The organism is Streptococcus respiraculi (assembly GCF_003595525.1).
Lineage (GTDB): Bacteria > Bacillota > Bacilli > Lactobacillales > Streptococcaceae > Streptococcus > Streptococcus respiraculi.
On record NZ_CP022680.1, the window covers coordinates 1,386,235 to 1,410,183 of the forward strand.

27 protein-coding genes are annotated in these 23,949 nt (G+C 42.0%); 22 read left to right on the forward strand and 5 right to left on the reverse strand.

The features are described 5' to 3' along the window. Position 1: 1 nt before the first annotated feature. Both CHF41_RS06735 and CHF41_RS06740 read right to left on the reverse strand, forming a co-directional pair. Positions 2 to 1,210: an NAD(P)/FAD-dependent oxidoreductase gene (locus CHF41_RS06735; RefSeq protein ID WP_119877159.1), complete on the reverse strand. Its 1,209-nt coding sequence runs from the start codon at positions 1,208 to 1,210 to the stop codon at positions 2 to 4. 17 nt (positions 1,211 to 1,227) lie between these two features. Further along, the gene (locus CHF41_RS06740; protein ID WP_119876558.1) at positions 1,228 to 2,130 is read right to left on the reverse strand and encodes a prenyltransferase; all 903 of its coding nucleotides are present in this window, start codon (positions 2,128 to 2,130) and stop codon (positions 1,228 to 1,230) included. A gap of 232 nt (positions 2,131 to 2,362) precedes the next feature. On the opposite strand from CHF41_RS06740, the gene CHF41_RS06745 reads away from it, so the two are divergent. The 18 genes from CHF41_RS06745 (at position 2,363) to CHF41_RS06830 (ending at position 18,974) form a co-directional block, all read left to right on the forward strand. Then, the gene (locus CHF41_RS06745) at positions 2,363 to 3,616 is read left to right on the forward strand and encodes a DUF2130 domain-containing protein (protein WP_119876559.1); all 1,254 of its coding nucleotides are present in this window, start codon (positions 2,363 to 2,365) and stop codon (positions 3,614 to 3,616) included. Beyond that, positions 3,616 to 4,038 carry a GNAT family N-acetyltransferase gene (locus tag CHF41_RS06750; RefSeq protein ID WP_119876560.1) on the forward strand — a complete coding sequence of 141 codons (423 nt, stop codon included), beginning with the start codon at positions 3,616 to 3,618 and terminating at the stop codon, positions 4,036 to 4,038. Before CHF41_RS06745 ends, CHF41_RS06750 begins: the two co-directional genes overlap by 1 nt. 111 nt (positions 4,039 to 4,149) lie before the next feature. Continuing rightward, complete coding sequence (truB, locus tag CHF41_RS06755; RefSeq protein ID WP_119876561.1) at positions 4,150 to 5,031, forward strand: tRNA pseudouridine(55) synthase TruB; 882 nt, start codon at positions 4,150 to 4,152, stop codon at positions 5,029 to 5,031. Between the two features lie 36 nt (positions 5,032 to 5,067). Beyond that, entirely contained in the window at positions 5,068 to 5,991 is a 924-nt protein-coding gene (locus CHF41_RS06760; RefSeq protein ID WP_119877160.1) for a bifunctional riboflavin kinase/FAD synthetase, read from the forward strand. Continuing rightward, complete coding sequence (locus tag CHF41_RS06765) at positions 5,984 to 6,727, forward strand: potassium channel family protein (protein WP_119876562.1); 744 nt, start codon at positions 5,984 to 5,986, stop codon at positions 6,725 to 6,727. Before CHF41_RS06760 ends, CHF41_RS06765 begins: the two co-directional genes overlap by 8 nt. A 76-nt stretch (positions 6,728 to 6,803) precedes the next feature. After that, a complete protein-coding gene (locus CHF41_RS06770; protein WP_119876563.1) occupies positions 6,804 to 7,211 on the forward strand; it encodes a Spx/MgsR family RNA polymerase-binding regulatory protein in 408 nt (135 codons plus the stop codon). Positions 7,212 to 7,213: 2 nt separating this feature from the next. After that, on the forward strand, positions 7,214 to 7,492 hold the full coding sequence (locus CHF41_RS06775) for a UPF0223 family protein (protein ID WP_119876564.1): 279 nt from the start codon (positions 7,214 to 7,216) through the stop codon (positions 7,490 to 7,492). Continuing rightward, on the forward strand, positions 7,482 to 8,240 hold the full coding sequence (locus CHF41_RS06780) for an inositol monophosphatase family protein (protein WP_119876565.1): 759 nt from the start codon (positions 7,482 to 7,484) through the stop codon (positions 8,238 to 8,240). Before CHF41_RS06775 ends, CHF41_RS06780 begins: the two co-directional genes overlap by 11 nt. Next, complete coding sequence (locus CHF41_RS06785; RefSeq protein ID WP_119876566.1) at positions 8,240 to 9,547, forward strand: RsmF rRNA methyltransferase first C-terminal domain-containing protein; 1,308 nt, start codon at positions 8,240 to 8,242, stop codon at positions 9,545 to 9,547. Before CHF41_RS06780 ends, CHF41_RS06785 begins: the two co-directional genes overlap by 1 nt. Before the next feature lie 141 nt (positions 9,548 to 9,688). Next, a complete protein-coding gene (locus CHF41_RS06790) occupies positions 9,689 to 10,558 on the forward strand; it encodes a phosphate ABC transporter substrate-binding protein PstS family protein (RefSeq protein WP_119876567.1) in 870 nt (289 codons plus the stop codon). Positions 10,559 to 10,560: 2 nt separating this feature from the next. Further along, a complete protein-coding gene (pstC, locus tag CHF41_RS06795; protein ID WP_119876568.1) occupies positions 10,561 to 11,478 on the forward strand; it encodes a phosphate ABC transporter permease subunit PstC in 918 nt (305 codons plus the stop codon). Next, complete coding sequence (gene pstA, locus CHF41_RS06800; RefSeq protein ID WP_119876569.1) at positions 11,468 to 12,355, forward strand: phosphate ABC transporter permease PstA; 888 nt, start codon at positions 11,468 to 11,470, stop codon at positions 12,353 to 12,355. Before pstC ends, pstA begins: the two co-directional genes overlap by 11 nt. Before the next feature lie 15 nt (positions 12,356 to 12,370). Continuing rightward, positions 12,371 to 13,174: a phosphate ABC transporter ATP-binding protein PstB gene (pstB, locus tag CHF41_RS06805; RefSeq protein ID WP_119876570.1), complete on the forward strand. Its 804-nt coding sequence runs from the start codon at positions 12,371 to 12,373 to the stop codon at positions 13,172 to 13,174. Positions 13,175 to 13,186: 12 nt separating this feature from the next. Beyond that, positions 13,187 to 13,945, forward strand: a complete 759-nt coding sequence (pstB, locus tag CHF41_RS06810) for a phosphate ABC transporter ATP-binding protein PstB (RefSeq protein WP_119876571.1) — start codon at positions 13,187 to 13,189, stop codon at positions 13,943 to 13,945. An 18-nt stretch (positions 13,946 to 13,963) separates the two neighbouring features. After that, a complete protein-coding gene (gene phoU, locus CHF41_RS06815) occupies positions 13,964 to 14,620 on the forward strand; it encodes a phosphate signaling complex protein PhoU (RefSeq protein ID WP_119876572.1) in 657 nt (218 codons plus the stop codon). A 300-nt stretch (positions 14,621 to 14,920) separates the two neighbouring features. After that, the gene (locus CHF41_RS06820; RefSeq protein ID WP_119876573.1) at positions 14,921 to 15,595 is read left to right on the forward strand and encodes a response regulator transcription factor; all 675 of its coding nucleotides are present in this window, start codon (positions 14,921 to 14,923) and stop codon (positions 15,593 to 15,595) included. Next, complete coding sequence (locus CHF41_RS06825) at positions 15,585 to 16,964, forward strand: sensor histidine kinase (RefSeq protein WP_119876574.1); 1,380 nt, start codon at positions 15,585 to 15,587, stop codon at positions 16,962 to 16,964. Before CHF41_RS06820 ends, CHF41_RS06825 begins: the two co-directional genes overlap by 11 nt. 243 nt (positions 16,965 to 17,207) lie before the next feature. After that, a complete protein-coding gene (locus tag CHF41_RS06830) occupies positions 17,208 to 18,974 on the forward strand; it encodes a flavocytochrome c (RefSeq protein ID WP_119876575.1) in 1,767 nt (588 codons plus the stop codon). Positions 18,975 to 19,094: 120 nt separating this feature from the next. Here CHF41_RS06830 and CHF41_RS06835 read toward each other — a convergent pair whose 3' ends face one another. The 3 genes from CHF41_RS06835 to coaA are packed head-to-tail and all read right to left on the reverse strand — an operon-like array spanning position 19,095 to position 20,897. Continuing rightward, positions 19,095 to 19,616 carry a DNA topology modulation protein gene (locus CHF41_RS06835; protein ID WP_119876576.1) on the reverse strand — a complete coding sequence of 174 codons (522 nt, stop codon included), beginning with the start codon at positions 19,614 to 19,616 and terminating at the stop codon, positions 19,095 to 19,097. 54 nt (positions 19,617 to 19,670) lie between these two features. Continuing rightward, positions 19,671 to 19,919: a 30S ribosomal protein S20 gene (rpsT, locus tag CHF41_RS06840; protein ID WP_012027069.1), complete on the reverse strand. Its 249-nt coding sequence runs from the start codon at positions 19,917 to 19,919 to the stop codon at positions 19,671 to 19,673. Positions 19,920 to 19,976: 57 nt separating this feature from the next. Continuing rightward, positions 19,977 to 20,897, reverse strand: a complete 921-nt coding sequence (gene coaA / locus CHF41_RS06845) for a type I pantothenate kinase (protein WP_119876577.1) — start codon at positions 20,895 to 20,897, stop codon at positions 19,977 to 19,979. Between the two features lie 96 nt (positions 20,898 to 20,993). On the opposite strand from coaA, the gene CHF41_RS06850 reads away from it, so the two are divergent. Genes CHF41_RS06850 through CHF41_RS06865 form a run of 4 tightly spaced genes read left to right on the forward strand, consistent with a single transcriptional unit; the run spans position 20,994 to position 23,913 of the window. Further along, a complete protein-coding gene (locus CHF41_RS06850) occupies positions 20,994 to 21,584 on the forward strand; it encodes a class I SAM-dependent methyltransferase (RefSeq protein ID WP_119876578.1) in 591 nt (196 codons plus the stop codon). Further along, positions 21,581 to 22,858, forward strand: a complete 1,278-nt coding sequence (locus tag CHF41_RS06855; RefSeq protein ID WP_119876579.1) for a pyrimidine-nucleoside phosphorylase — start codon at positions 21,581 to 21,583, stop codon at positions 22,856 to 22,858. Before CHF41_RS06850 ends, CHF41_RS06855 begins: the two co-directional genes overlap by 4 nt. 16 nt (positions 22,859 to 22,874) lie before the next feature. Continuing rightward, positions 22,875 to 23,537, forward strand: coding sequence for a deoxyribose-phosphate aldolase (gene deoC, locus CHF41_RS06860; RefSeq protein WP_119876580.1), 663 nt, complete (start codon positions 22,875 to 22,877; stop codon positions 23,535 to 23,537). After that, on the forward strand, positions 23,524 to 23,913 hold the full coding sequence (locus CHF41_RS06865) for a cytidine deaminase (RefSeq protein WP_119876581.1): 390 nt from the start codon (positions 23,524 to 23,526) through the stop codon (positions 23,911 to 23,913). Before deoC ends, CHF41_RS06865 begins: the two co-directional genes overlap by 14 nt. Positions 23,914 to 23,949: the final 36 nt, after the last annotated feature.

Consider the following 23,949-nt stretch of genomic DNA (forward strand, 5'->3'; position numbering starts at 1 on the left):
CTTAATGATAGAGGTCAAAGCGACCGTGAGCCATCAATTCTTTCAATCCTCCCATATCAAGGAGAGATTTGTTCATAATCGCCTTTTTAATCACTGAAGCAGGATAGCCTTTGACTTTTTTGTTAAAGGCAAGACCAAGGCCGTGGGTATTGCCGACAGAGGCGACCGTTCCTTGTGAGTGATAGACAAAAGGTTCAAGGGCTTCGCCTTTTAATTGGTGGAGCAGGTTGGTTGCGACGTGTTTACCCATCTGAGTGGCAATCTGAGCTGTCGTTGGATAAGGGCGATTGGTCTTAGGATCCATAAAGGCAGATACGTCACCGACAATATAGACATTGTCATAGTCGGGATCGCGTAGGTCAGGTTTGATGACGACACGACCACGACGTTGCTCAAAGCCTGACTCAGCCATTACAGGGCTACCGCTGACACCTGTTGTCCAGACAATCGTAGAAGCCTCAATCGCTTGCAATTCTTCACCAGTCTGCTCTGTTGCATAGAGGACTTGACCTGGTGTAATCTCCTTAATCATGCAGCCTGTCATAAGGCGAATGCCCAAGCTGTCAATCAAGTTCAAAGCATAGTTGCGCAAGTCGTCATCAAACATTGGTAGAATGCTCGTTGCTGCTTCCACACAGACAATCTCAATCTTTTCTGGGCTGACACCTGCTAAATCTGCGTAGCGTTTACGTTCATCGACGAAAGCCCCTGCTAGTTCAATTCCTGTAAAACCAGCACCACAAATCAAGAGGCGGAGATGACGTTCATCTTTTGTTGCACGATAGGTAGCCATTTGTTGAATAATATGTTGATGAATGGCTCCAGCTGTATCAATGTCGACCATTTGGAGGGCGTTTTCCATAGCCCCTTTGATACCGAAGGTTTCTGAAGTAAAGCCAAGAGCAACCACAAGGTAATCATAGCGAAGAGTGCCCTTTGTTTTCAAGTTCACAGTTTGCTCTTTTCGGTCAACAGAGAGGGCTTGGTCTTGAATAAAGGTTACCCGATTACTATTTACAACTTCTTGAATAGGGAAGGAAATCTTTTCCTTCGAGTGAGAACCAGCTGCGACTTCATGCAGTTCAGTCGCTTCATAGTGATAGGGATTACGATCGACGAGGGTGATATGGAAATCACCTGTTTCTTTTTGTAATCTGCGGACAGCTTTCAAGCCAGCGTAGCCCGCTCCTAATACTAGAATTTCTTTCATGTACAATACACTTCTTTCTAACATAAAATAATTCCAAGGGCGTAGGTGAGAACTTGAATCGTTGAGCCCAAGGCTAAAATCTTGATGGCACATGGAAATGTGTCTGATTTGACTTGTTTTTGCCAGAGGAGCCTAGTTTGCTTGATGACAAAGGGCAGTAAGAGTAAACTTACTAAACTCGTTATTGGAGCAATTTTCAACCAGACTTGACAGACAATCGCAAGTAGCGCCATTCCATTTGCAATCGCAAATAGAGAGAGTCCTCCTTTGATTCCAATATAATGAACCAGGGTATAGCGGTGATTTCGCTCATCTTCTTCCTTATCGCAGAGGTTATTGGCCAACATCAGATTGGCAATCCAAAGGGTATTGGGAAGAGAAATCAGAAAAATCTGCGCAAGAGCCCTGAAGCTCCAATCAAAGTCAGGAGCTGTATTGAGGTAGACACAGATGAGACTGATCATAAATCCCATTGTAAAGCCAGAAAATACTTCTCCTAAAGGCAGACTCGATAAGGGTTTTGGACCGGATGAATAAAAGATTCCAACAGCGTAGCAAAATCCTCCCATGATGAGTAAGGGCCAACCGACAAACCATGCTAAGATCAATCCAATGAGGAATGAAACAGTAAAGAGGACCAACATGATCCGTTCTACTGAGCGCAAGGATAGGTTTTCCCGCCCGATGATATTGGTTTTTGCTTGATAATCTTGATCCAAGGCATGCCGATAGTCGTTGTAATTATCCCACACATCGACAAACATGTTGAACAAGAGCATTGCGATAAAGTACCAGCCAACATAGAGGGGTTGTAATTCGCCATAGACATAGTAGCTAAAACAAATCCCAATCAAAAAGGGCAAGATACTCGCTGTTTTCGCTTTGATTTCCACCAACTCCAAAAAAATTGGTAAGGTCATTATCTCCACCTTTCTATCACATCTCTTAACCCTATTATTATATAGGAAAAGACTTGAAATTGGAAATAATTAAAACTGAAAAATGGACAAAATACGGAAATTGTTGAAAAATGCTTACTTCCTATTAGAACGGAGAGTTTATAATAGGAGTACGACACAACAAAACCTCGGAATTTTCGAGTGTTTTTTGCTATACTAGAGATAGTAGTTCGAAAGAAGCAAGGAGAAGAGTATGCAGACACTAACATGTCCTCATTGTGGGGTTGCCTTTCAAGTTAATGAAACAGAGTACAGTCAACTATTAGCACAAGTCCGTGGGGCAGAATTTGAAAAAGAATTGCATGAACGCTTAGTACGTGAAACAGAATTGGTTGAGGAAAAGGCTAAAAATGATTTGCACCGCCAATTAGCTGAGCGGGATAAAGAAATCGTAGAGCTGGCTGCCAAGTTGGAACAGGCAGAAAATAAGACAGAACTAGAAATTCGCTCTGCCTTGTCCCAAAAGGAGCAGGAAATCCTGTCTCTCGAAGCTCAGGTGGAGAAAATTCGTCTGGAAAAGGATAATGAGTGGCAACTGGCTCTCGCTTCAATGGAAAAAGAACGTGATGCGGTTAAAACAGAATTGCTCTTGCAGGAGCAAAAACAGGAATTGGCATTAGCCACGACCAAGCAAGAATTTGAACTCCAATTAAAGGCGGCGAATGAGCAGGTTGAATTTTACAAGAACTTTAAGGCCCAGCAATCCACTAAGGCGATTGGAGAAAGTTTGGAATTGTATGCAGAAGCAGAATTTAACAAGGTTCGTCATCTGGCCTTTCCCAATGCCTACTTTGAAAAGGATAATCTAGTGTCTAGCCGTGGATCAAAAGGTGATTATATTTACCGCGAAGTGGATGAGAGTGGGGTAGAAATTCTCTCCATTATGTTTGAGATGAAAAATGAAGCGGATGAAACGGTGAAAAAGCACAAGAACGAAGATTTTTTCAAGGAATTGGACAAGGACCGTCGGGAAAAGGACTGTGAATATGCGGTTTTGGTGACCATGCTTGAAGCCGATAATGACTACTACAATACAGGGATTGTCGATGTTAGCCACAAATATGAAAAGATGTATGTTATCCGGCCCCAGTTTTTCATTCAGCTGATTGGGATTTTACGCAATGCTGCCATGAATGCCCTCAAATACAAGCAGGAATTGGCTCTGGTCAGAGAACAGAATATCGACATCACCCATTTTGAAGAGGATTTGGAAGTTTTTAAAACTGCCTTTGCCAAAAACTACCAGTCTGCTAGTAGTAATTTCCAAAAGGCGATTGATGAGATTGACAAGGCCATTAAGCGCATGGAAGCGGTCAAGGCTGCCCTCACAACCAGTGAAAATCAGTTGCGTCTTGCCAATAATAAATTAGAAGACGTTTCCGTCAAAAAGCTAACTCGCAAAAATCCAACCATGAAAGCTAAGTTTGATGCCCTAAAGGAGAAGTAATGATTCGTAGCTACAAAGAGAAGGATGTTCTAGCGTGTCAGCAGTTACTACTAGAGTTGGGCTATCCTAGTCAGATTGAAGAGTTGAATGAGCGTTTGTCCTCCCTTTTGGCACAACCAGACTACGAATTGTTAGTCTATGAAGAAGAACAGGTTCTTGGTCTAGTTGGCTATGCCAAGATGTACTTTTTTGAAAGAAATGGTGCTTACTTGCGGATACTAGCCTTGGTTGTCGATAGTCAGTATCGCCATCAAGGAATTGCAACAGCCTTGCTCGATAGGGTCAAGCAGATTGGTAAAGAAACAGGCTGTCAGACTCTAGCCTTAAATAGTGGTTTGGGAGAGGAGCGACAGATAGCCCACCGGTTTTATGAACACTATGGCTTTGAGAAAACCTCAGTGGGGTTTGCTTATCCATTGTAAGAAATAAGAAGTGTGAAGCAAAGAATCTGGCAATCTGCTTTTATGAACCTTGATAAGTAAGAGGGAATTTTTTGTTCAACCTTAATTCCATTTCTATGCTATAATAGGACTATGCTTTCAGGAATTATCAATGTAAAAAAAGAAGCGGGGATGACCTCGCATGATGTGGTATTTAAACTACGTAAGATTTTAAGAGAAAAGAAGATTGGACACGGTGGCACCCTTGACCCCGATGTGACAGGGGTCTTGCCAATTGCAGTTGGAAAAGCGACCCGCCTCATTGAATATATGCAGGAAGAAGGGAAAGTCTACGAGGGCGAAATCACGCTTGGATTTTCAACAACAACAGAAGATGCGTCTGGTGAAGTGGTGGAGCGGACTGCAATTCCAATGACTTTGACGGAAGAAGAAATCGACCAAGCTATGCAAGGGTTTGTCGGAACAATCACCCAGATTCCTCCTATGTATTCGGCAGTTAAGGTCAATGGCCGCAAGCTCTACGAATATGCACGAGCTGGGGAAACAGTTGAGCGACCTGAGCGTCAGGTAGACATCTATCAGTTTGATCGGATTAGCCCACTCCTTTTTGAAAATGACTGTGTACGCTTTTCCTTTCGTGTGCGTTGTAGTAAAGGAACTTATGTGCGTACCTTGTCCGTGGACTTAGGAACTCAGCTCGGTTTTGCTAGCCATATGTCTCATTTGGTGCGGACAGGTTCTTCAGGCATGGTGATTGCAGATGCGTTGACCATTGAAGAAATTGCTCACTTAGTGGAAATGGATGATGTCACATTTTTGCAACCGATTGAGCAAGGAATTGGCGATGTACCAACAGTTTTGCTGACGGAAGAAGAAGTAACGGATGTAAAACATGGGCGTTTTGTGGTACTAGATAGGTCAGAAAATGTCCTTGCTGCTTTCTTTGAAGGGCAATTAGTTGCCATGTTAGAAAAAAGAGAAGGATCCTATAAGCCTAGAAAGGTTTTTATCTAGGTCTTTTTCAGAGCTTTATGATACAATAATACAATGATGAAACGGATAACCATAAACGATTATAAAGACATTCAGCCCCAAGGAGACACCGTATTGGTATTGGGGTATTTTGACGGCATTCATTTGGGACATAAGGCCTTGTTAGATAAGGCACGTGCAATAGCAGATCAACGTGGATTGACGGTAACTGTTCTGACCTTTCCAGAGTCACCTCGTCTGGCTTTTACCCGCTTTAGTCCTGACTTGCTTCGTCATTTGACAAGCGAAGAGCGCCGCTATCAACTTTTTGAAGAGTCTGGCGTTGACCAGCTTTACCTGACGGATTTTACGAGCGGTTTTGCTGCGACGACACCGCAAGCTTTTATTGAAAATTATATCCAGGCCTTAGAGGCGCGTGTCGTGGTTGTTGGCTTTGATTATCATTTTGGGAATACGAGGGCAACGGTTGTAGAGTTAAAAGAAATGTTTGACGGAGAAGTCGAAGTGGTCGGTGAAGTGCAATTGAAAGGCGAAAAAGTATCGTCCACTCGGATTCGTAAGGCAGTCCAAGAAGGAAATGTACACGAAGCCAATCAATTATTGGGCTATCCCTTTGAGACAAGAGGGATTGTTGTACATGGTGATGCGCGTGGACGGATGATTGGTTATCCCACCGCCAATCTAGCTCCGATTGACGCAGTACATCTACCGGGCGACGGGGTCTATGTAGCAGACGTTGCGATTTCTGGGAAACGCTATCGGGCTATGGCGAGCGTCGGAAAAAATATTACCTTTGATGGAACTGAACTACGTTTAGAAGCTCATATTTTCGGATTTGAGCGCTATATCTATGGAGAAAACATCACGATTTACTGGCTAGAAAAAATTCGTGATATGATTAAATTTGATGGCATTGATGCCCTCATGACACAAATGAAAGAAGATGAGCGGATTGCGCTCACTTGGAAGGATCATGATTAAGAAAATCATAAAAGATTCGCGCTATGAGGTAGCGATGATTGTGATGGCTGTGCTCTACGTTTTACTGATTGTTAGTGAAATGTTAGCACTTATTTCTGCTCAAAGTCTCTTTTATCATATTTTTGATACCATGCTTTGGGCTATTTTTGTGTTTGATTATAGTAGTAATCTGTATTATGCCGACAATAAAGGGAGATATATTCGCAATAATCTCCTTGACTTGATTGCGATTTTGCCTTTTGTTCAACTGGCAGCTTTTTTCAGAATTGGACGAATTGCGCGCTTTGCCAAATTGGTTGGTTTGCTAAAATTCACGCGCTTGATTGCGGTTTCCAGCAAGCTCTGGGAGATTTTGCGCAAACTGATGAATACCAATGGTCTTTCAAAAATCTTAGTCCTCAACTTTGTAGCAGTCATGGTAGCAAGTAGTGTCCTCACAATTGTTGAAAGGGAGTCCTTTTTAAACTCTCTTTGGTGGTCAATTGTGACCATGACAACGGTTGGTTACGGGGACATTGTGCCGCAGACGGCAATTGCAAAAGTCATTGCCATTGTCCTCATGCTGATTGGCATTTTGACCTTCGGGATGGTGACGGCCATTATCACACGCTTTTTCGTTGATAGTGAGCGGGATGCCAAGATTGATGAATTAAATCACAAAATTGAAGAACAAAATTTAATCTTACAACGTTTAGAAGCCAAATTAGATGATTTATCACGGGATAAACAAGGATAAATCGGATTTTATCTTGTAAAACGCTTTTATCTAGTGTATAATAGAGGTTGAGAGAATAAAATAGAAAGGTATGCTTATGATTACATTATTTTTATCACCAAGCTGTACCAGCTGTCGTAAAGCTAGGGCATGGTTAACCAATCATCAGGTACCTTTTTCCGAGCATAATATTATGACCAGTCCCTTGACGACAGAGGAATTGAAGAATATTCTAGCCTTAACTGAAAATGGTACAGATGATTTGATTTCGACACGTTCAAAGGTTTTTCAAAAGCTCAATGTTGATGTCGAAGAACTATCGATTTCAGAATTGATTGAATTGATTGCTGCCTATCCAAGTTTGCTACGCCGCCCCATTATTTTAGATGAAAAACGTATGCAAATTGGGTTTAACGAGGATGAAATCCGGGCCTTTTTACCACGGAAATATCGCAAGCAAGAATTAAAAAATGCAACATTAAAAGCGGAGATAGGACAAGTATAGATATGGACAAAAATTATTCCTATCCACTTGATTTTTCGTGGAGCACAGAGGAGCTTTCCTCCGTGCTTTCTTTTTTGAATCAGGTGGAAAAAGCCTACGAAGGTGGTGTGACAGCTCAAGCTCTTTTAGAAGCCTATGACCAGTTTAAAACCATTGTGAAAAGCAAGGGTGAAGAACGACGAATCGACCGAGAATTTGAAGTAGCCTCAGGCTATTCGACTTATCGCGCTGTGAAGCAGGCAAAAGAACAAGGAAAAGGAGTGATTTCTCTTGGAAGATAAATACCAATTTGCAAAAGAAATGGTCCTTGAAGCTGGAGATTTTTTAAGACAACACCTGCATGATGAGTTGGAAATTGAGGAAAAAGGACATTTTACAGATTTAGTGACCCAGCTGGATAAGGCGGTACAAACACGCTTGACAGATTGTATCTTGACACGTTATCCGACAGACCGCATTCTTGGAGAAGAAAGTCCTGAACACGAGCCTATGGGGCAAGGCAAGGTCTGGGTGATTGATCCGATTGACGGCACGACCAATTTCATTGTTCAGCAGGCTGATTTTGCGATTTTGCTGGCCTATTTTGAAAATGGTGTCGGGCAGTTTGGGTTTATTTACAATGTTATAGAAGATAAGCTCTATCACGGTGGCGGTCGTTTTCCAGTCTATGAAAATGATCGTCTTCTAGCGCATTTTAAATCTAAGTCCTTGAAAGAGGGTTTGGTCGGACTAAATGCTGGGCTTTATGCTCAGAATGTCGACGGGTTAGCTGATTTTGCAGACCAGACTTTAGGGACTCGCTCGATTGGTAGTGCAGGTATTAGTTTTTCTCATGTTTTGACCGGTCGATTGTTGGCACAGGCTTCCTATGTCTATCCTTGGGACTATGCCGCGGCGAGTATTTTAGGTGAAAAGTTGGGCTATACCTTGATGACGACAAAGGGAGCAAAACCAGCATTTTACGGCCGTGAATGTGTGATACTTGCTCCGACTGAAAAAATAAGAGAAATAAAAGGGTATTTACAGTGATGTCATTACCGAGAGACTTTAAAGAGAAATACGAACAATTGCTGGGTGCGGAAGCACCAGCCTTTTTTGAGAGTTTTGACGCACCTGCCATATCTGGTTTTCGGGTTAATCCTCTAAAGGAAAGCCAGCAGTCATTTGACGAAAAAATTGAACAAATGCCTTGGTCCTACTATGGAAAAGTGTCTGGGAAATCAGCAGCGCACGTCACAGGACTCGTTTATTCACAAGAGCCTGCTGCTCAAATCGTTGGACAGGTTGCAGCACCTGCACCTGGCATGAAAGTGCTAGACTTAGCAGCAGCACCAGGTGGTAAATCTACTCACCTTCTTTCTTATCTAGACAATAAAGGGATTCTCGTCAGCAATGAAATATCCAAAAAACGCTCGAAAATATTGGTTGAAAATATCGAACGCTTTGGGGCGCGCAATGTCCTTGTAACCAATGAATCTGCTGAGCGTTTAGCAAGGGTATTTGCAGGATATTTTGATATGATAGTTCTAGACGCGCCTTGTTCGGGAGAGGGGATGTTTCGTAAGGATCCAGCTGCCGTGGAGTATTGGTCAAAGGACTACCCGATTGAATGTGCGGTCTTGCAAAAGGAGATTTTGGCTTCTGCTATAGAGATGCTGGCAACAGGTGGGTACTTGGTTTATTCGACCTGCACTTGGGCACCAGAAGAAAATGAAGAGATTGTTCATTGGCTTTTGGAACATTATGATCTCGAATTAGTCGATATTCCGAAAATCAATGGCATGTCAGAAGGCATTGGCTTAAAAGAAGTAGCTCGTATGTATCCGCATCAGTTTAAGGGCGAAGGGCAGTTTGTCGCTAAATTCCGCTATACAGGTGAGGCACAAACGACCAAGAAAAACAAGGGCAACAAGTCCAATCTTAGTAGGGAACAAAGTCAATTATGGCAGGAATTTTCAACGAATATCCTCAATTTTCAGGAAGAGGGAATCTTGCAAGTCTTTGGTGACCAGCTGTATCTCTTGCCCCAGGGCTTGCCTGATATGTCAAAGGTAAAAATTGCCCGTAACGGATTGCATTTAGGGACCTTTAAAAAGAAACGCTTTGAGCCAAGTTTTGCCTTGGGATTAGCGCTACACAGTGGGGAAGTCAAGCAGCGGGTGGAGATTTCAGAAGAAGAGTTCATCCAGTATGTGGCTGGACAAACAGTAGCTGTTTCAAGTGATTTGCCAAATGGCTGGTACCAAGTTGCGGTTGCTGGAAATGGTCTCGGATTTGCCAAGATTGTCTCAGGAACCCTCAAAAATGCCTTTCCAAAAGGGCTCAGATTTTCCTAGAAAAATCGCTTAGAAATACTTTGCAACTTAAGATGTTATATGATATAGTGGAAATGTGGAAAATTCCTGTAAATGACTTGTAATCGTTAGTGAAAACCATTACAGGAAAAACCACAGAATAATGTAAAGGAAATATGAAAAATGAAACAAAAGCGTACGCTTGGCATACTGGCCTTATGTCTTTCAGCGAGCCTTAGTTTATCTGCTTGCGCTTCATGGATTGACCGTGGAGAATCGATCACAGCAGTCGGCTCGACAGCTCTTCAACCCTTGGTCGAAGCAGCAGCGGATGAATTTGGAATGGAAAACCAAGGTAAGACCATCAATGTCCAAGGGGGCGGATCTGGTACAGGCTTATCACAAGTTCAGTCAGGAGCTGTTCAGATTGGCAATAGCGATGTTTTTGCCGAAGAAAAATCTGGGATTGATGCGGACAAATTGGTCGATTATCAAGTTGCTGTAGCAGGTATCGCAGTCATCGTCAACAAAGAAATCGATGTGAAAAATATTAGCCTAGAAGACCTGAAAAAGATTTTTACAGGAGAAATCACCAACTGGAAAGAATTGGGCGGAAAAAATTTAGATATTTCCATTATCAACCGTGCGGTGGGGTCTGGTTCTCGAGCGACCTTTGATACGGTTGTTATGAAAGGGGAAGAAGCAGCCCAAAGTTTGGAGCAGGATTCAAATGGAATGGTAAAATCCATTGTCTCTCAAACACCAGGTGCGATTTCGTATCTTGCCTTTTCCTACGTTGATAATTCGGTTAAAACGATTCAGTTAAATGGATTTGAGCCAACTATGGACAATGTTGTGACCAATGACTGGCCAATCTGGTCTTACGAGCACATGTATACCATGGGTGAGGCGACTGGTCTTGAAAAAGAATTCTTAGACTATGTCATGTCTGACAAGGTTCAAAAAGGAATTGTCGTCGATATGGGCTATATCTCAGTCAATGACATGAAAGTCACAAAGACTGCAGACGGTACAGTGAAGGAGAAAAAGTAAGCATGAAAAATGAACAACTTGCCAAAGAATTGCTCTCTCCGTCCAAAAATTCTCGCTTAGAGAAATTTGGCAAGAGCATCACCTTTCTCTGCCTGGCCTTGATTGTCTTTATCGTGGCCATGATTTTGCTCTTTGTTGCCCAACGTGGCTTATCGACCTTCTTTGTGAATGGTGTTAATATCTTTGAATTTTTATTTGGGAGCACGTGGAAGCCAGCCATTAAGTCCTTTGGAGCTTTTCCGATGATTGCAGGCTCTTTCATCGTGACCATTTTATCTGCCATTATTGCAACACCGTTTGCGATTGGTGCGGCGGTCTTCATGACAGAAGTATCGCCTAAGTACGGGGCGAAAATCTTGCAACCCGTTATAGAGCTGTTGGTCGGTATTCCGTCTGTTGTCTATGGGTTTATCGGTTTACAGGTCGTAGTGCCCTTTGTTCGCTCAATCGTTGGTGGAACAGGTTTTGGTATCCTATCAGGGGTCTTTGTTCTCTTTGTTATGATTTTACCGACAGTGACCTTTATGACGGTTGATAGCTTGCGTGCTGTACCTCGTCATTACCGTGAAGCGAGCCTTGCTATGGGAGCGACTCGCTGGCAAACCATTTGGCGGGTGACCTTGCATGCTGCCAAGTCGGGTATTTTCACTGCAGTGGTATTTGGTATGGCACGGGCCTTTGGTGAAGCACTTGCGATTCAAATGGTTGTAGGAAATTCAGCCGTTGTTCCAACTTCTCTGACTACCCCAGCAGCAACCTTGACATCCGTTCTTACCATGGGGATTGGAAATACCGTTATGGGGACGGTGCAAAACAACGTCCTTTGGTCACTGGCTCTCGTCCTATTGTTGATGAGCCTCGTCTTTAACTTGATTATGAAATTTATTACGAGAGAAAGGAAGAGAAACTATGCACGCTAAAAAAGTTGATAAATTGGCAACTGGGATTTTGTATTCCATTGCAGGTATCATCGTTGCAATCTTAACTTCCCTTATTCTCTACATCTTGTTACGTGGTTTGCCACATGTTAGCTGGTCATTCCTTACAGGGAAATCGTCTTCCTATCAAGCAGGTGGAGGGATTGGGATTCAACTGTATAATTCTTTCTTTCTTCTTGTCATTACGCTTTTGATTTCTGTACCGCTATCAATGGGAGCAGGGATCTATCTTGCGGAGTATGCCAAAAAAGGTCGTTTGACCAACTTTGTGCGGACTTGTATTGAGATTTTGTCTTCTTTACCGTCTGTCGTTGTTGGCTTGTTTGGTTATCTTATTTTCGTTGTGCAATTCCAGTATGGATTTTCTATTTTATCAGGTGCCCTTGCTCTGACGGTCTTTAACTTGCCACAAATGACCCGCAATGTCGAAGATAGTTTGCGCCATGTTCACCATACTCAGCGTGAAGCAGGTCTTGCTCTGGGAATTTCTCGTTGGGAAACGGTCTTTCATGTGGTCATCCCAGAAGCACTTCCAGGGATTGTGACAGGGATTGTCCTTGCTTCTGGTCGTATCTTTGGAGAAGCAGCAGCCCTTATCTATACAGCAGGTCAATCAGCGCCAGCCCTTGACTGGTCTAACTGGAATCCGCTTAGTGTGACGAGTCCGATTTCGATTTTCCGCCAGTCAGAAACCCTTGCAGTTCATATCTGGAAGGTCAATAGTGAGGGAACAATTCCAGATGCTACTCAGGTGTCTGCTGGTAGTGCAGCTATTCTTCTGATTTTCATCTTGATTTTCAATGTTTCTGCACGCTATATCGGAAAGAAATTGCATGCGAAATTAACATCTGCAACCTAAATTAGAGGAGAAACAATGGCAGAATATAATTGGAATGAAAAGCATATCATCACCTTTCCAAAAGAGAAGATTGCCCTAGAAACCAAGGATTTACACGTCTACTATGGCGCTAAGGAATCCATTAAGGGTGTTGATATGCAGTTTGAAAAACATAAAATTACAGCCTTGATTGGGCCGTCAGGATCTGGTAAGTCAACCTATCTACGGAGTTTAAACCGAATGAACGATACGATTGATATTGCTAAGGTCACTGGGGAAATTCTCTATGAGGGAGTCGATGTCAACCGTCCTGAAATCAATGTCTATGAGATGCGCAAGCATATTGGCATGGTCTTTCAGCGTCCCAATCCATTTGCGAAATCCATTTATCGCAATATCACCTTTGCCCATGAACGTGCAGGTGTAAAAGATAAAAAAGTCTTGGACGAGATTGTAGAGACCTCGCTCAAGCAAGCGGCTCTCTGGGATCAAGTGAAAGACGATCTTCATAAGTCTGCTTTGACCTTATCAGGTGGACAGCAGCAACGCTTGTGTATTGCAAGGGCAATTTCAGTTAAGCCTGAAATCTTGCTGATGGATGAGCCAGCCTCAGCGCTAGACCCAATTGCGACCATGCAACTAGAAGAAACCATGTTTGAACTGAAGAAGAACTATACTATTATCATTGTGACCCACAATATGCAACAAGCAGCCCGTGCGAGTGATTATACAGCCTTCTTCTACTTGGGAGATTTAATCGAGTATGACAAGACCGCCAATATCTTCCAAAATGCCAAATTACAATCAACAAATGACTACGTGTCGGGACACTTTGGATAGAAAGGAACTTTGATGACAGCACCGATTTTACAAGTCAAAGACTTGTCTGTTTATTACAATAAGAAAAAGGCTCTGAACAATGTTTCCATTGATTTTTATCCGAATGAAATCACGGCTCTGATTGGTCCGTCGGGTTCTGGGAAATCAACTCTTTTGCGTTCGATTAACCGCATGGGGGATTTGAATCCTGAGGTGACCTTGACAGGAGCGATTGACTACAATGGTCGAAATATTTATAGTCCGCGGACTGACACGGTTGATTTGCGCAAAGAAATTGGTATGGTTTTCCAACAGCCCAATCCTTTCCCGATGACCATTTATGAAAATGTTGTCTATGGTTTACGCATCAACGGTGTCAAGGACAAACAGATTCTAGATGAAGCAGTGGAGAAATCCTTAATAAGCGCCTCCATTTGGGACGAAGTCAAGGATCGCTTGCACGATTCGGCGATTGGGTTATCAGGTGGTCAGCAACAACGGGTTTGTGTGGCGCGGGTTCTTGCAACCAGTCCTAAAATTATCCTCCTCGATGAGCCGACATCAGCGCTTGATCCGATTTCAGCAGGAAAAATTGAAGACACCTTATATGGCTTGAAAGACAAGTATACTATGGTCTTGGTAACGCGTTCGATGCAGCAAGCCTCACGGATTTCAGACAGAACAGGCTTCTTCCTAGACGGGGATTTAATTGAATACGATAAGACCAAGCAAGTCTTCTTGAACCCTCGTAATAAGGAAACCGAAGATTACATCACAGGAAAATTTGGATAATAAAAAGGAACAATCACAATGCTAAGAACACAATTTGAAGAAGAACTAGACAAATTGCACAACCAGTTTTATGCCATGGGAAATGAGGTTCTGGGGCAAATCAATAATACTGTCCAAGCCTTCATCACGCATGACCGTGAATTGGCCAAAGAAGTCATCGAATCAGATGCCAAAATCAATGCTTTTGAAATTAAGCTAGAGAAAAAGTCGCTTGAAATTATTGCTTTACAACAACCAGTATCAACTGACTTGCGTACGGTTATCACTGTTTTGAAGGCCACTAATGACTTAGAGCGTATGGGTGACCATGCGGTATCTATTGCAGAAGCAGCTATTCGAATGAAAGGGGAAGTCCGTATTCAGGTTGTGGAAGCTGAAATTAAGAGAATGGGACGAGAAGTTCGAAGATTAGTAGAATCTGCTTTGGAATTATACCTCAACGAAGGGGATATGGAGCAGGCCTATGAACTTGCAGCTCATGACGAAATCATCAACCAATACTACAATACCATTCAAGATTTGGCGACAGAAGAAATCAAAAAAAATCCAGAGGCCTTGATTGCTGGACGTGATTACTTCCAAGTCATTTCCTACCTTGAACGAATCGGTGATTACGCCAAAAATATCTGTGAGTGGATCGTTTATCTACGTACAGGAAATATTACAGAATTATAAAAAATCTTGACAGAGTCCAGATTTCAAAACGTAGACAAACCCTATCAGAGCTAGAAAAATGTTTATTTTTTGGCTTGACTACCATGTAACAGAAACTCTTAGAAATGCTGCTATATCGGCATTATTAAGAGTTTTTTTATTTCTCAAGTAAAAAGAAAAAAGATTGGAGGAAATTGTCAAAATGGACTTTTTCTTCAATCTGAAATCAGGCCTCTGTCCAGGTTTTTTAGCTTCTTTTAAGTTTAATGGGGTAAACTTATAGGAAATATCATGGTATAATGGAGAAATAGGAGAGGTAGAATGATTAAGATATTACTTGTAGAAGATGACTTGAGCTTATCAAATTCCGTATTTGATTTTTTGGCTGATTTTGCAGATGTCATGCAGGTATTTGACGGTGATGAGGGCCTGTATGAAGCCGAATCAGGGGTCTACGACCTGATTTTGCTGGATTTGATGTTACCAGAAAAAGACGGCTTCCAAGTTCTCAAGGAATTGCGGGCTAAAGGCATTACGACGCCTGTCCTCATTACAACTGCTAAGGAAAGTTTGGACGATAAGGGACACGGCTTTGAATTGGGAGCGGATGATTACTTGACTAAGCCCTTTTATCTAGAAGAGTTGAAAATGCGGATTCAAGCCCTTTTGAAGCGTTCGGGGAAATTCAATGAAAATGTGCTAACGTTTGGCGATTTGTCTGTTGATCTTTCGACCAATACTGCCACTGTAAATGGTAGCGAAGTCGAATTGCTCGGGAAAGAGTTTGACCTGCTGATTTATTTCTTGCAGAATCAGAATGTCATTTTACCAAAGACACAAATTTTTGACCGAATTTGGGGATTTGATAGCGATACGACTATTTCGGTTGTAGAGGTCTATGTCTCCAAAATTAGAAAAAAATTGAAAGGGACGACCTTTGGTGAGCAGCTGCAAACTCTCAGAAGTGTCGGGTATATCTTGAAAAATGCTGATTAAATTTCGCAAACTCTATCACACGGATAATTTTTCTTATTTTATCCGTTATTTTGCTGTTTTTACCCTCATTTTCGGCCTGATGACTGTGATTATTTTCCAACTCATGCGCTCGACCATGTATCAGACATCAGATGAGAATTTCAAGGAAATTGCGAGTTCGCCAGAGATGATCATGGAATTTGCACGAGCCCGTGGGCTATCGCCTGAGGCAGAAATCATTTGGGAAAAAAATACCAATGCAGAAAAGCCTGCTAAGGGTGCAAATGCGGATGACGATAAGCAGGAGGACAAGTTCTTTTATCCGACTTCCAAGATGCGTCTCAATGCCAATTACCACGTAATCCTCTATGACAGTAAGGGTAATCGTCTCAATCAAGTGGATTATTTTTCGGGGTTAGCCAGCTTAAAAGTGGGTAAAAATTCTTTAGACGCTATTACGGAGTGTGCAGTGACCACCCCTTTTGGTGAAAAAGAATATTATCGCTGCATGACGATTGCCTTGCCGACCAATGCCGTTTCAGCTTATACGGGTCTGGATATTAAGTATGCGACCATTCTCTTTAATACTAGCCAGATTAAGTCATCGATTGCCTCGTATGAATCAACCGTTATGATTGTCATGATTGGGTTCTGGCTGATTTCGATTGTGGCCAGCATCTATCTTTCGAATGTCAGCATGCGTCCGATTCTAGCGAGTTTCCAAAAGCAGAAGGAATTTGTCGAAAATGCCAGCCACGAATTACGAACCCCTCTAACAGTCTTGCAAAATCGTTTGGAAAGCCTATTTAGACATCCTGAATCAACCATTATGGATAGTAGTGAGAACATTGCCTCAAGCCTAGCAGAAGTGCGCAATATGCGGTTGTTAACGACCAATTTATTAAATCTCGCTCGGCGTGATGACGGCCTAAAACCCGAAATCGTAGAAGTCCAGCCTGCTTTCTTTGATGAAATCTTGACCAACTATAGCATCATGGCTAAGGAAAATGGGAAAATCTTGGAAGTCAATAATCAGGTCAAGGAGTTGATTCGGACAGATAAGACCTTGCTCAAGCAGTTGATAACTATTCTCGTGGACAATGCGATGAAGTATTCAGAAGAGGACGGGCATATCTGGATTGACGTCTTGCTAAAAGACCGCTTCCTAGTAATCAAAGTTGCAGATAATGGTCTTGGGATCAGCTCTGAAAATAAAAAGAAGATTTTTGATCGTTTCTACCGAGTTGACAAGGCTAGAACCCGCCAAAAAGGTGGTTTTGGACTCGGCTTATCTCTAGCCAAACAAATTATCGAAACACTACATGGTAGCATTAGTGTTCAAGACAATCAACCAAAGGGAACGATTTTCGAAGTTAGATTACCGAAGTAATACCGGAAATAATTATAAATGGGGTGAGATAGAAGTCGATTTCTAAGAAATGACGGCTTCCATCTCATGCCCATTTTGTTGCTGAAAAGACTGAAAAATAGCAATTTTCTGATTTTCCTCATAATCATGGAAAAGTTATGATAACGATTGCATTATTTCATTTTTATGCTAAAATAGGTGTGTGATTTAAAGCACACACTATTTCATATCTATTGGTTCACAATAGAAGAAAAGGAGATAAAAATGAAAAGAAGTTTGAAGGTTATACTGCTCAGCTTTGTAGCAGTATTGCTGATGATTGGCTGTTCCGCTGCGAAAAAAGGTGGAACCTTTGAAGGTGTTGGTAGTGGTAAACACGGCGACATCAAGGTAGCGGTGACTATTGAAGACGGTGCCATTACCAAGATTGATGTGTTAGAACAAGACGAAAACAAGGTCTTGTCCGAGCCTGTTTACGAAGAGTTGCAAGACATGATTATCGCACAAAACTCAGCAGATGTTGAAGCAGTATCTGGTGCTTCTGCAACCAGTGAAGGCTACATAAATGCGGTCAAAGATGCCGTTGAAAAATCAGGTATCACCCTCGTAGCAGCTAAAAAGTCAAAACAAGCAAAAGAAAAGGATCAAATCCCTACAGACCAAACCTTTGATGTAGTGGTTGTAGGTTCTGGAGGAGCAGGATTTAGTGCGGCGATTGAAGCAGCAGAAGCTGGTAAAAAAGTAGCCATTCTTGAAAAACTTCCTGCAATCGGTGGGAATACCCTCCTTTCTGGCGGTGAAATGAACGCACCAGGCAACTGGGTACAAAAGAAACTTGGTATCGAAGGTGACTCAGTGGAAACCTATTACCAAGACACCATGAAGGGTGGCGACAATGTCGGAGATCCTAAGATGGTTCGTCTAATGGCGGAAAAAGCCTTGGAATCAGCTGAGTGGCTCCGCGATGACATTAAGGTTGAATTTTTACCAGACCAATTGTTCCAATTTGGTGGACATAGCTACAAGCGTGCCTTGATTCCAGTTGGTCATACTGGTGCCGAATTGATTACTAAATTGAAAATGAAAGCTGACGAGTTGAAAATTCCCGTCTTCCTAAATGTCAAAGCTGAAAAATTGATGAAGGATGACAGTGGAAAAATCGTTGGTGTGACTGCGACAGATAAAGACAAACGTGAATTAACGTTCAATGCGAAAGATGCTGTGGTTTTGACAACCGGTGGTTTTGGTTCAAATGTTGAAATGCGTAAACAATATAACAAAGAGTACGATGAACGCTACCATTCTACGGATTCTGTTGGTACAACAGGGGACGGAATTGTCATGGCACAAGAAGTAGGTGCAGCCCTTACCAATATGGAAAGCATTCAAACCTACCCAATTGCTAATCCAAAAACAGGTATGATTTCCTTGCTAGCTGATACACGCTTTGATGGCGCAATTTTGGTTAACCAAGAAGGAAAACGCTTTGTAGAAGAATTAGAACGCCGTGACGTGATTTCTAAAGCAATCCTTGCGCAAACCGGTGGTTATTGCTACCAAATTTGGAATGACGATATCGATGCGATTTCTAAGACCAAAGAAGCCCACAAGGCAGAATACGATGAGTTGATTCGTGAAAAATTATTGGTTAAGGCTGATACGATTGAAGAAGCAGCAAAATTCTTTGATATTGATGTTCCTACCTTGAAAGAAACTCTTACTAAAGTCAATGCCTACGCTAAGGCAGGAGAAGATAAGGATTTCCACCACCGTGCAGGCTTGGTATCTCTTGAAAAAGGTCCATACTACATTGAAAAAGCTGCACCATCTGTACACCACACAATGGGTGGTCTTGTTATCAATGAAAAAACAGAAGTCCTAGATGAAAGTGGAAAAGCGATTCCTGGACTTTACGCAGCAGGTGAATTGACAGGTGTGATTCAAGGTAAAAACCGTCTTGGTGGTAATGCCATTACAGATATTATCACTTACGGACGCATTGCCGGTAAACAAGTTGGCGCGATGAAATAATATGCGATAAAAAAGGCTAAGTTTTACTGCTTAGCCTTTTATAGTGGATTGAATAAAGATTAGGACATTGTTAAGTCGCTTTGATGAACATCAGTTCTATCTGCAGCTCCTTGCCTTGTCCTATTCCTTTTTCAATCCACTATACTTATTCATAAATTCATCTAATTCTCTCTGATTGCGGAGGATAGTGACCTTATCCGCATAGGTTTGAGAGATTCTTTGGTAGCGCATCTGGGCTTTTTGAGAGCGGCCATCTTTTAGAATCCAACGGATAAACTCCCAGTCCAGTTTTTCGAGGCAGCCCTCCGCGCTACTCTCACGGACTCGTCCAGCATAGGTGATATAACGTTTTACAGCACGGTACAAACAATTCCAGCGTGAAAATGCCATCAGGATAATCTGATCCGCCTCTTCCATGCGTTCTTGATAGCAGAAGGCGCTATAATTTCCTTCAATGACCCATGAATCATTCTCTAAAAAAGTCTGGAGCTGGTTGCGCATGTCTTCATCTGGTCGTTCCTGCCAGTTAGGAAGAAATCGCAACTTATCCAAATGTAGACAGGGAATCCCATAATGTTTACTAAGATGGCTAGCTAACGTTGATTTACCAGAAGCACTGTAGCCGATGATTGCAATTTTCATGTCAAAACCTTTCTAGAAATTTGGATAAAAAAAGAAGCCAGAAGGCTCTTTTTATTAAGCAAGTTTTGATGCAAGACGTGCTTTGTCGCGGCTTGCTTTGTTTTTGTGAATCAAACCTTTAGTTTCTGCTTTATCGATAGCTGAGCTAGCAGCGCGGAAAAGCTCCTCAGAAGGATTTGCTTCAAATGCTTTGATTGCAGTACGCATAGCTGATTTTTGAGCTGAGTTTTTTTCGTTTTGTTTTACGTTCAATTCAGCACGTTTGATAGCTGACTTAATGTTTGCCAATGGTTTCACCTCCACCTTTTCTATACTAACTATACTATTATATCTGAAAAAATAGTTTTTGACAAGAGGAAATTATTTTTTCAAGTAAATTTCATCAATCTCATGATTTTTTGCCTTATGAAGAATGATATCTGCTCGATGTCGAGTTGGTTCAATATAATCTTTTAGATTGACCAAGTTAATTTTCTCCCAGATGTTATGGGCAAATGCGGTAATTTCGTCTTCAGACATGTCCAAAAAGCGATGATAGTAATTGCTAGGATTGCTTTCTGCCAGTTTCAACAATTTCTTAAAGCGCTCCAAGTACCAGCTTTCGATATGTTCTACTGTCGCATCAACATAAATAGCCAAATCAAAATAATCGCTGACATAGAGATGCTGGTTTTGAGGGTTCTGAAAGACATTTATGCCCTCGACAATCAGAAAATCAGGTGCCGAAATAGTCTGATGTTGGTCTGGAACAATATCGTAGACCTCGTGGGAATAGACTGGAATCTGGAAATCATGTCCATTTTCAATGGTGTTTAAAAAGTCGAGGAGCAACTCCATATTGTAGGACTCAGGAAAGCCTTTGCGATCGAGAAGGTTTCTCTCTTTTAGAACAGCATTAGGATAGAGAAAGCCGTCTGTTGTGACCATTTCGACCTTTGCATGCTTAAAGGTTCGTGTTAGCAAAATCTGCAAGAGCCTGCTGGTTGTCGATTTTCCAACAGCCACACTACCTGAAATTCCAATGATAAAGGGCTGGGTCTTGATTTTTTTCTGTAAAAAGAGACTTTTCGAGAACGAGAGGTCTTCACTAGCCTTCTTATAAATCCGAATCAGATTGATAAGCGGGAGATAGATATCAAGAACATCTTGGAGGCTGATCGTATCGTTAAAACTTTTAATCGAATTTAGCTCTTCCTGCGTCAGCGGAAGGGTGGTATTTCGATGCAATTGCTGCCAAGTTTGTCGGCTGATTTTTTCAAAATTGATCAATTCATTCTTCATAGCACTATTGTAGCATGATTTGTGGCAAGTGTAAAATGATTGGGAAGGGGAATGCAAATTCTTGTAAACGTTTTTATTAAATGATATAATAAGAGTATGGCAAATATGTATTACGAGAAAAATCCTAGTGTGGCTCATGATTTTCATGAGCTTCGTGTCACTCTGCTAGGTCAAGAAATGTTTTTCATGACGGACGCAGGCGTGTTCAGCAAGAAGATGGTAGACTACGGTAGCCAAGTGCTTTTAAATACAGTAGATGTAGACAAGGGGAAAAGATTATTAGACGTGGGCTGTGGATATGGCCCACTTGGTTTGACTTTGGGGAAGGTTTTTGGAGTAGTTCCAACCATGGTCGATATTAACAGTCGTGCCGTTGATTTGGCCATTAAAAATGCCGAGAGAAATAAGGTCGAAGCCACTATTTTTCAGTCCAATATCTATGAAGAAGTATCAGGAACGTTTGATTATGTAATTTCAAATCCACCAATTCGAGCAGGAAAGGCGGTTGTCCATGAAATTATTGAAGGTGCTTACAACTATTTGATAGATTCTGGACGACTGACCATCGTGATTCAGAAAAAGCAAGGCGCTCCAAGCGCCAAAGCCAAAATGGAGGAGGTTTTCGGCAACTGTACTATCTTGAAAAAAGATAAGGGATATTATATTTTAGAAAGTGTGAAAGAATGAGGACAGTCGACTTAATTCAGAAAAAGCGGGACGGTCATGAACTCACGACAGATGAAATCAACTGGCTGATTAGTGGTTATGCTACAGGTAGTGTGCCTGATTATCAAATGGCAGCCTTTGCGATGGCGATTTACTTCCGAGGCATGTCTACGAAAGAAATCTCTGATTTGACTATGGCCATGGTCGCAAGCGGGGAAGAAATTGATCTTTCGGCAATTTCAGGTATTAAAGTAGATAAACACTCCACTGGGGGTGTCGGTGACAAGGTCACCCTGATTTTGGCGCCACTGGTTGCTAGCTTTGGTGTACCTGTTGCTAAAATGAGCGGTCGTGGTTTGGGTCATACAGGTGGTACCTTGGATAAGTTAGAATCCATTAAGGGTTACCAGATTGAAGTGACCCAGGATCAGTTTATCAAGCAAGTACAGGACATTGGCGTATCGGTCATCGGTCAGTCTGATAATATGGTCAAGGCCGACAAGTTGCTCTATGCTCTTCGCGATGTGACAGCAACAGTTGATATCATCCCATTGATTGCAAGTTCTGTCATGTCTAAGAAAATTGCTGCTGGAGCCGATGCGATTTTACTAGATGTAACGGTTGGTGAGGGCGCCTTTATGAAAAACATTGAGGATGCTCGTAAGCTGGCAGAAACCATGGTTGAACTCGGAAAAGCAGTCGGCAGAAAAACGGTTGCGGTGATTACCGACATGTCTCAGCCTGTTGGAACCAGCATCGGTAATCGTCTTGAGATTCTTGAAGCCTTAGAGATTTTACAAGGCAAGGGACGCAAGGACGTAACCGAATTTATCTGTGAATTGGCACAAATCATGCTGGGACTTGCAAATGTCAAAAAGACAGTAGAAGAAGTCCTGGCGCATTTGCTCGACGGATCTGCCCTTCGAAAATTTGAAGAAATGATAGTTGCTCAAGGTGGTGACCTAGAGGACTTGTATCGTCAGGTCCGCGTTTCACATCAAGTGCCTGTTTTGGCGCAAGAAAGTGGCTACATTACAGCCTTGCCAGCCTTAGAATTTGGCCTGTTTGCTATGAAATTAGGAGCAGGACGGGCAGTCAAGACTGATTCGCTTGATTACGAAACCGGAATTGTTTTCCGCAAAAAAGTCGGGGAAGCAGTCGAAGCAGGTCAAGAAATCGCAACGATTTACGCAAATGAAAATATTTCGGAAAATATGCTTACAAATTTCCAAAAAAATGTTAAAATAGGAAATGCAAGTGTAAAGACGAAAGAAATTATAGAAATTGTTTCATAATGTACGGAGAAAAAACATGAAATTAAATAAATATATCGATCATACACTACTTAAACCAAATGCTACGAAAGAACAAATCTTAGCGATTATCGCAGAAGCAAAAGAATATGACTTTGCAAGCGTCTGTGTCAACCCAACTTGGGTAGCTCTTTCCGCTCAGGAGTTGAAAGAGACAGATGTAAAAGTTTGTACCGTTATCGGTTTTCCTCTAGGAGCAAATACGCCAGCGGTTAAAGCCTTTGAAACTAAAGATGCTATTGCAAATGGCGCAGATGAAATCGACATGGTGATTAACGTCGGCGCACTTAAATCACAAGATTACGAAGCGGTGCTAGCAGATATTCAAGCCGTTGTTGACGCAAGTGGCGATAAGTTGGTCAAAGTTATTATCGAAACTTGCTTGTTGACGGATGAAGAAAAAGTCAAAGCTTGTCAATTATCACAAGAAGCAGGTGCTGATTTTGTCAAGACCTCTACTGGCTTTTCAACTGGTGGTGCTACAGTAGAAGATGTAGCCTTGATGAGAAAAACAGTTGGACCAGATATGGGAGTGAAAGCATCTGGTGGCGCTCGTTCTTACGAAGATGCCAAAGCCTTTATCGAAGCAGGTGCAACTCGTATTGGCGCTTCTTCTGGTGTAGCGATTATGAAGGGAGAAAAGGCGGATGGCGACTACTGATTTGATTGATTTATCTATTGAAGTTAGTAAAAAAGCCTATGTTCCTTATTCGCACTTTCCGATTGGTGCGGTCTTAGTGGCAAAAGACGGTCAGATTTTTACAGGCGTTAATATTGAAAATGCTAGTTTTGGCTTGACCAACTGTGGTGAGCGCACAGCGATTTTTAAAGCTGTTTCAGAAGGTGTCTTGGAATTTTCAGAGCTCATCGTCTACGGTGAAACAGAAAAGCCAGTTTCTCCATGTGGCGCATGTCGCCAAGTCATGGCAGAATTTTTTAATCAGGATTTAAAAGTAACATTAGTTGCTAAAGATAAATCGACAGTCGAGATGACAGTCGGGGAGTTACTTCCGTATTCTTTTACAGACTTAACGTAAGTTTGTAAGACAGCCATTTGGCTGTATTATTTCCAT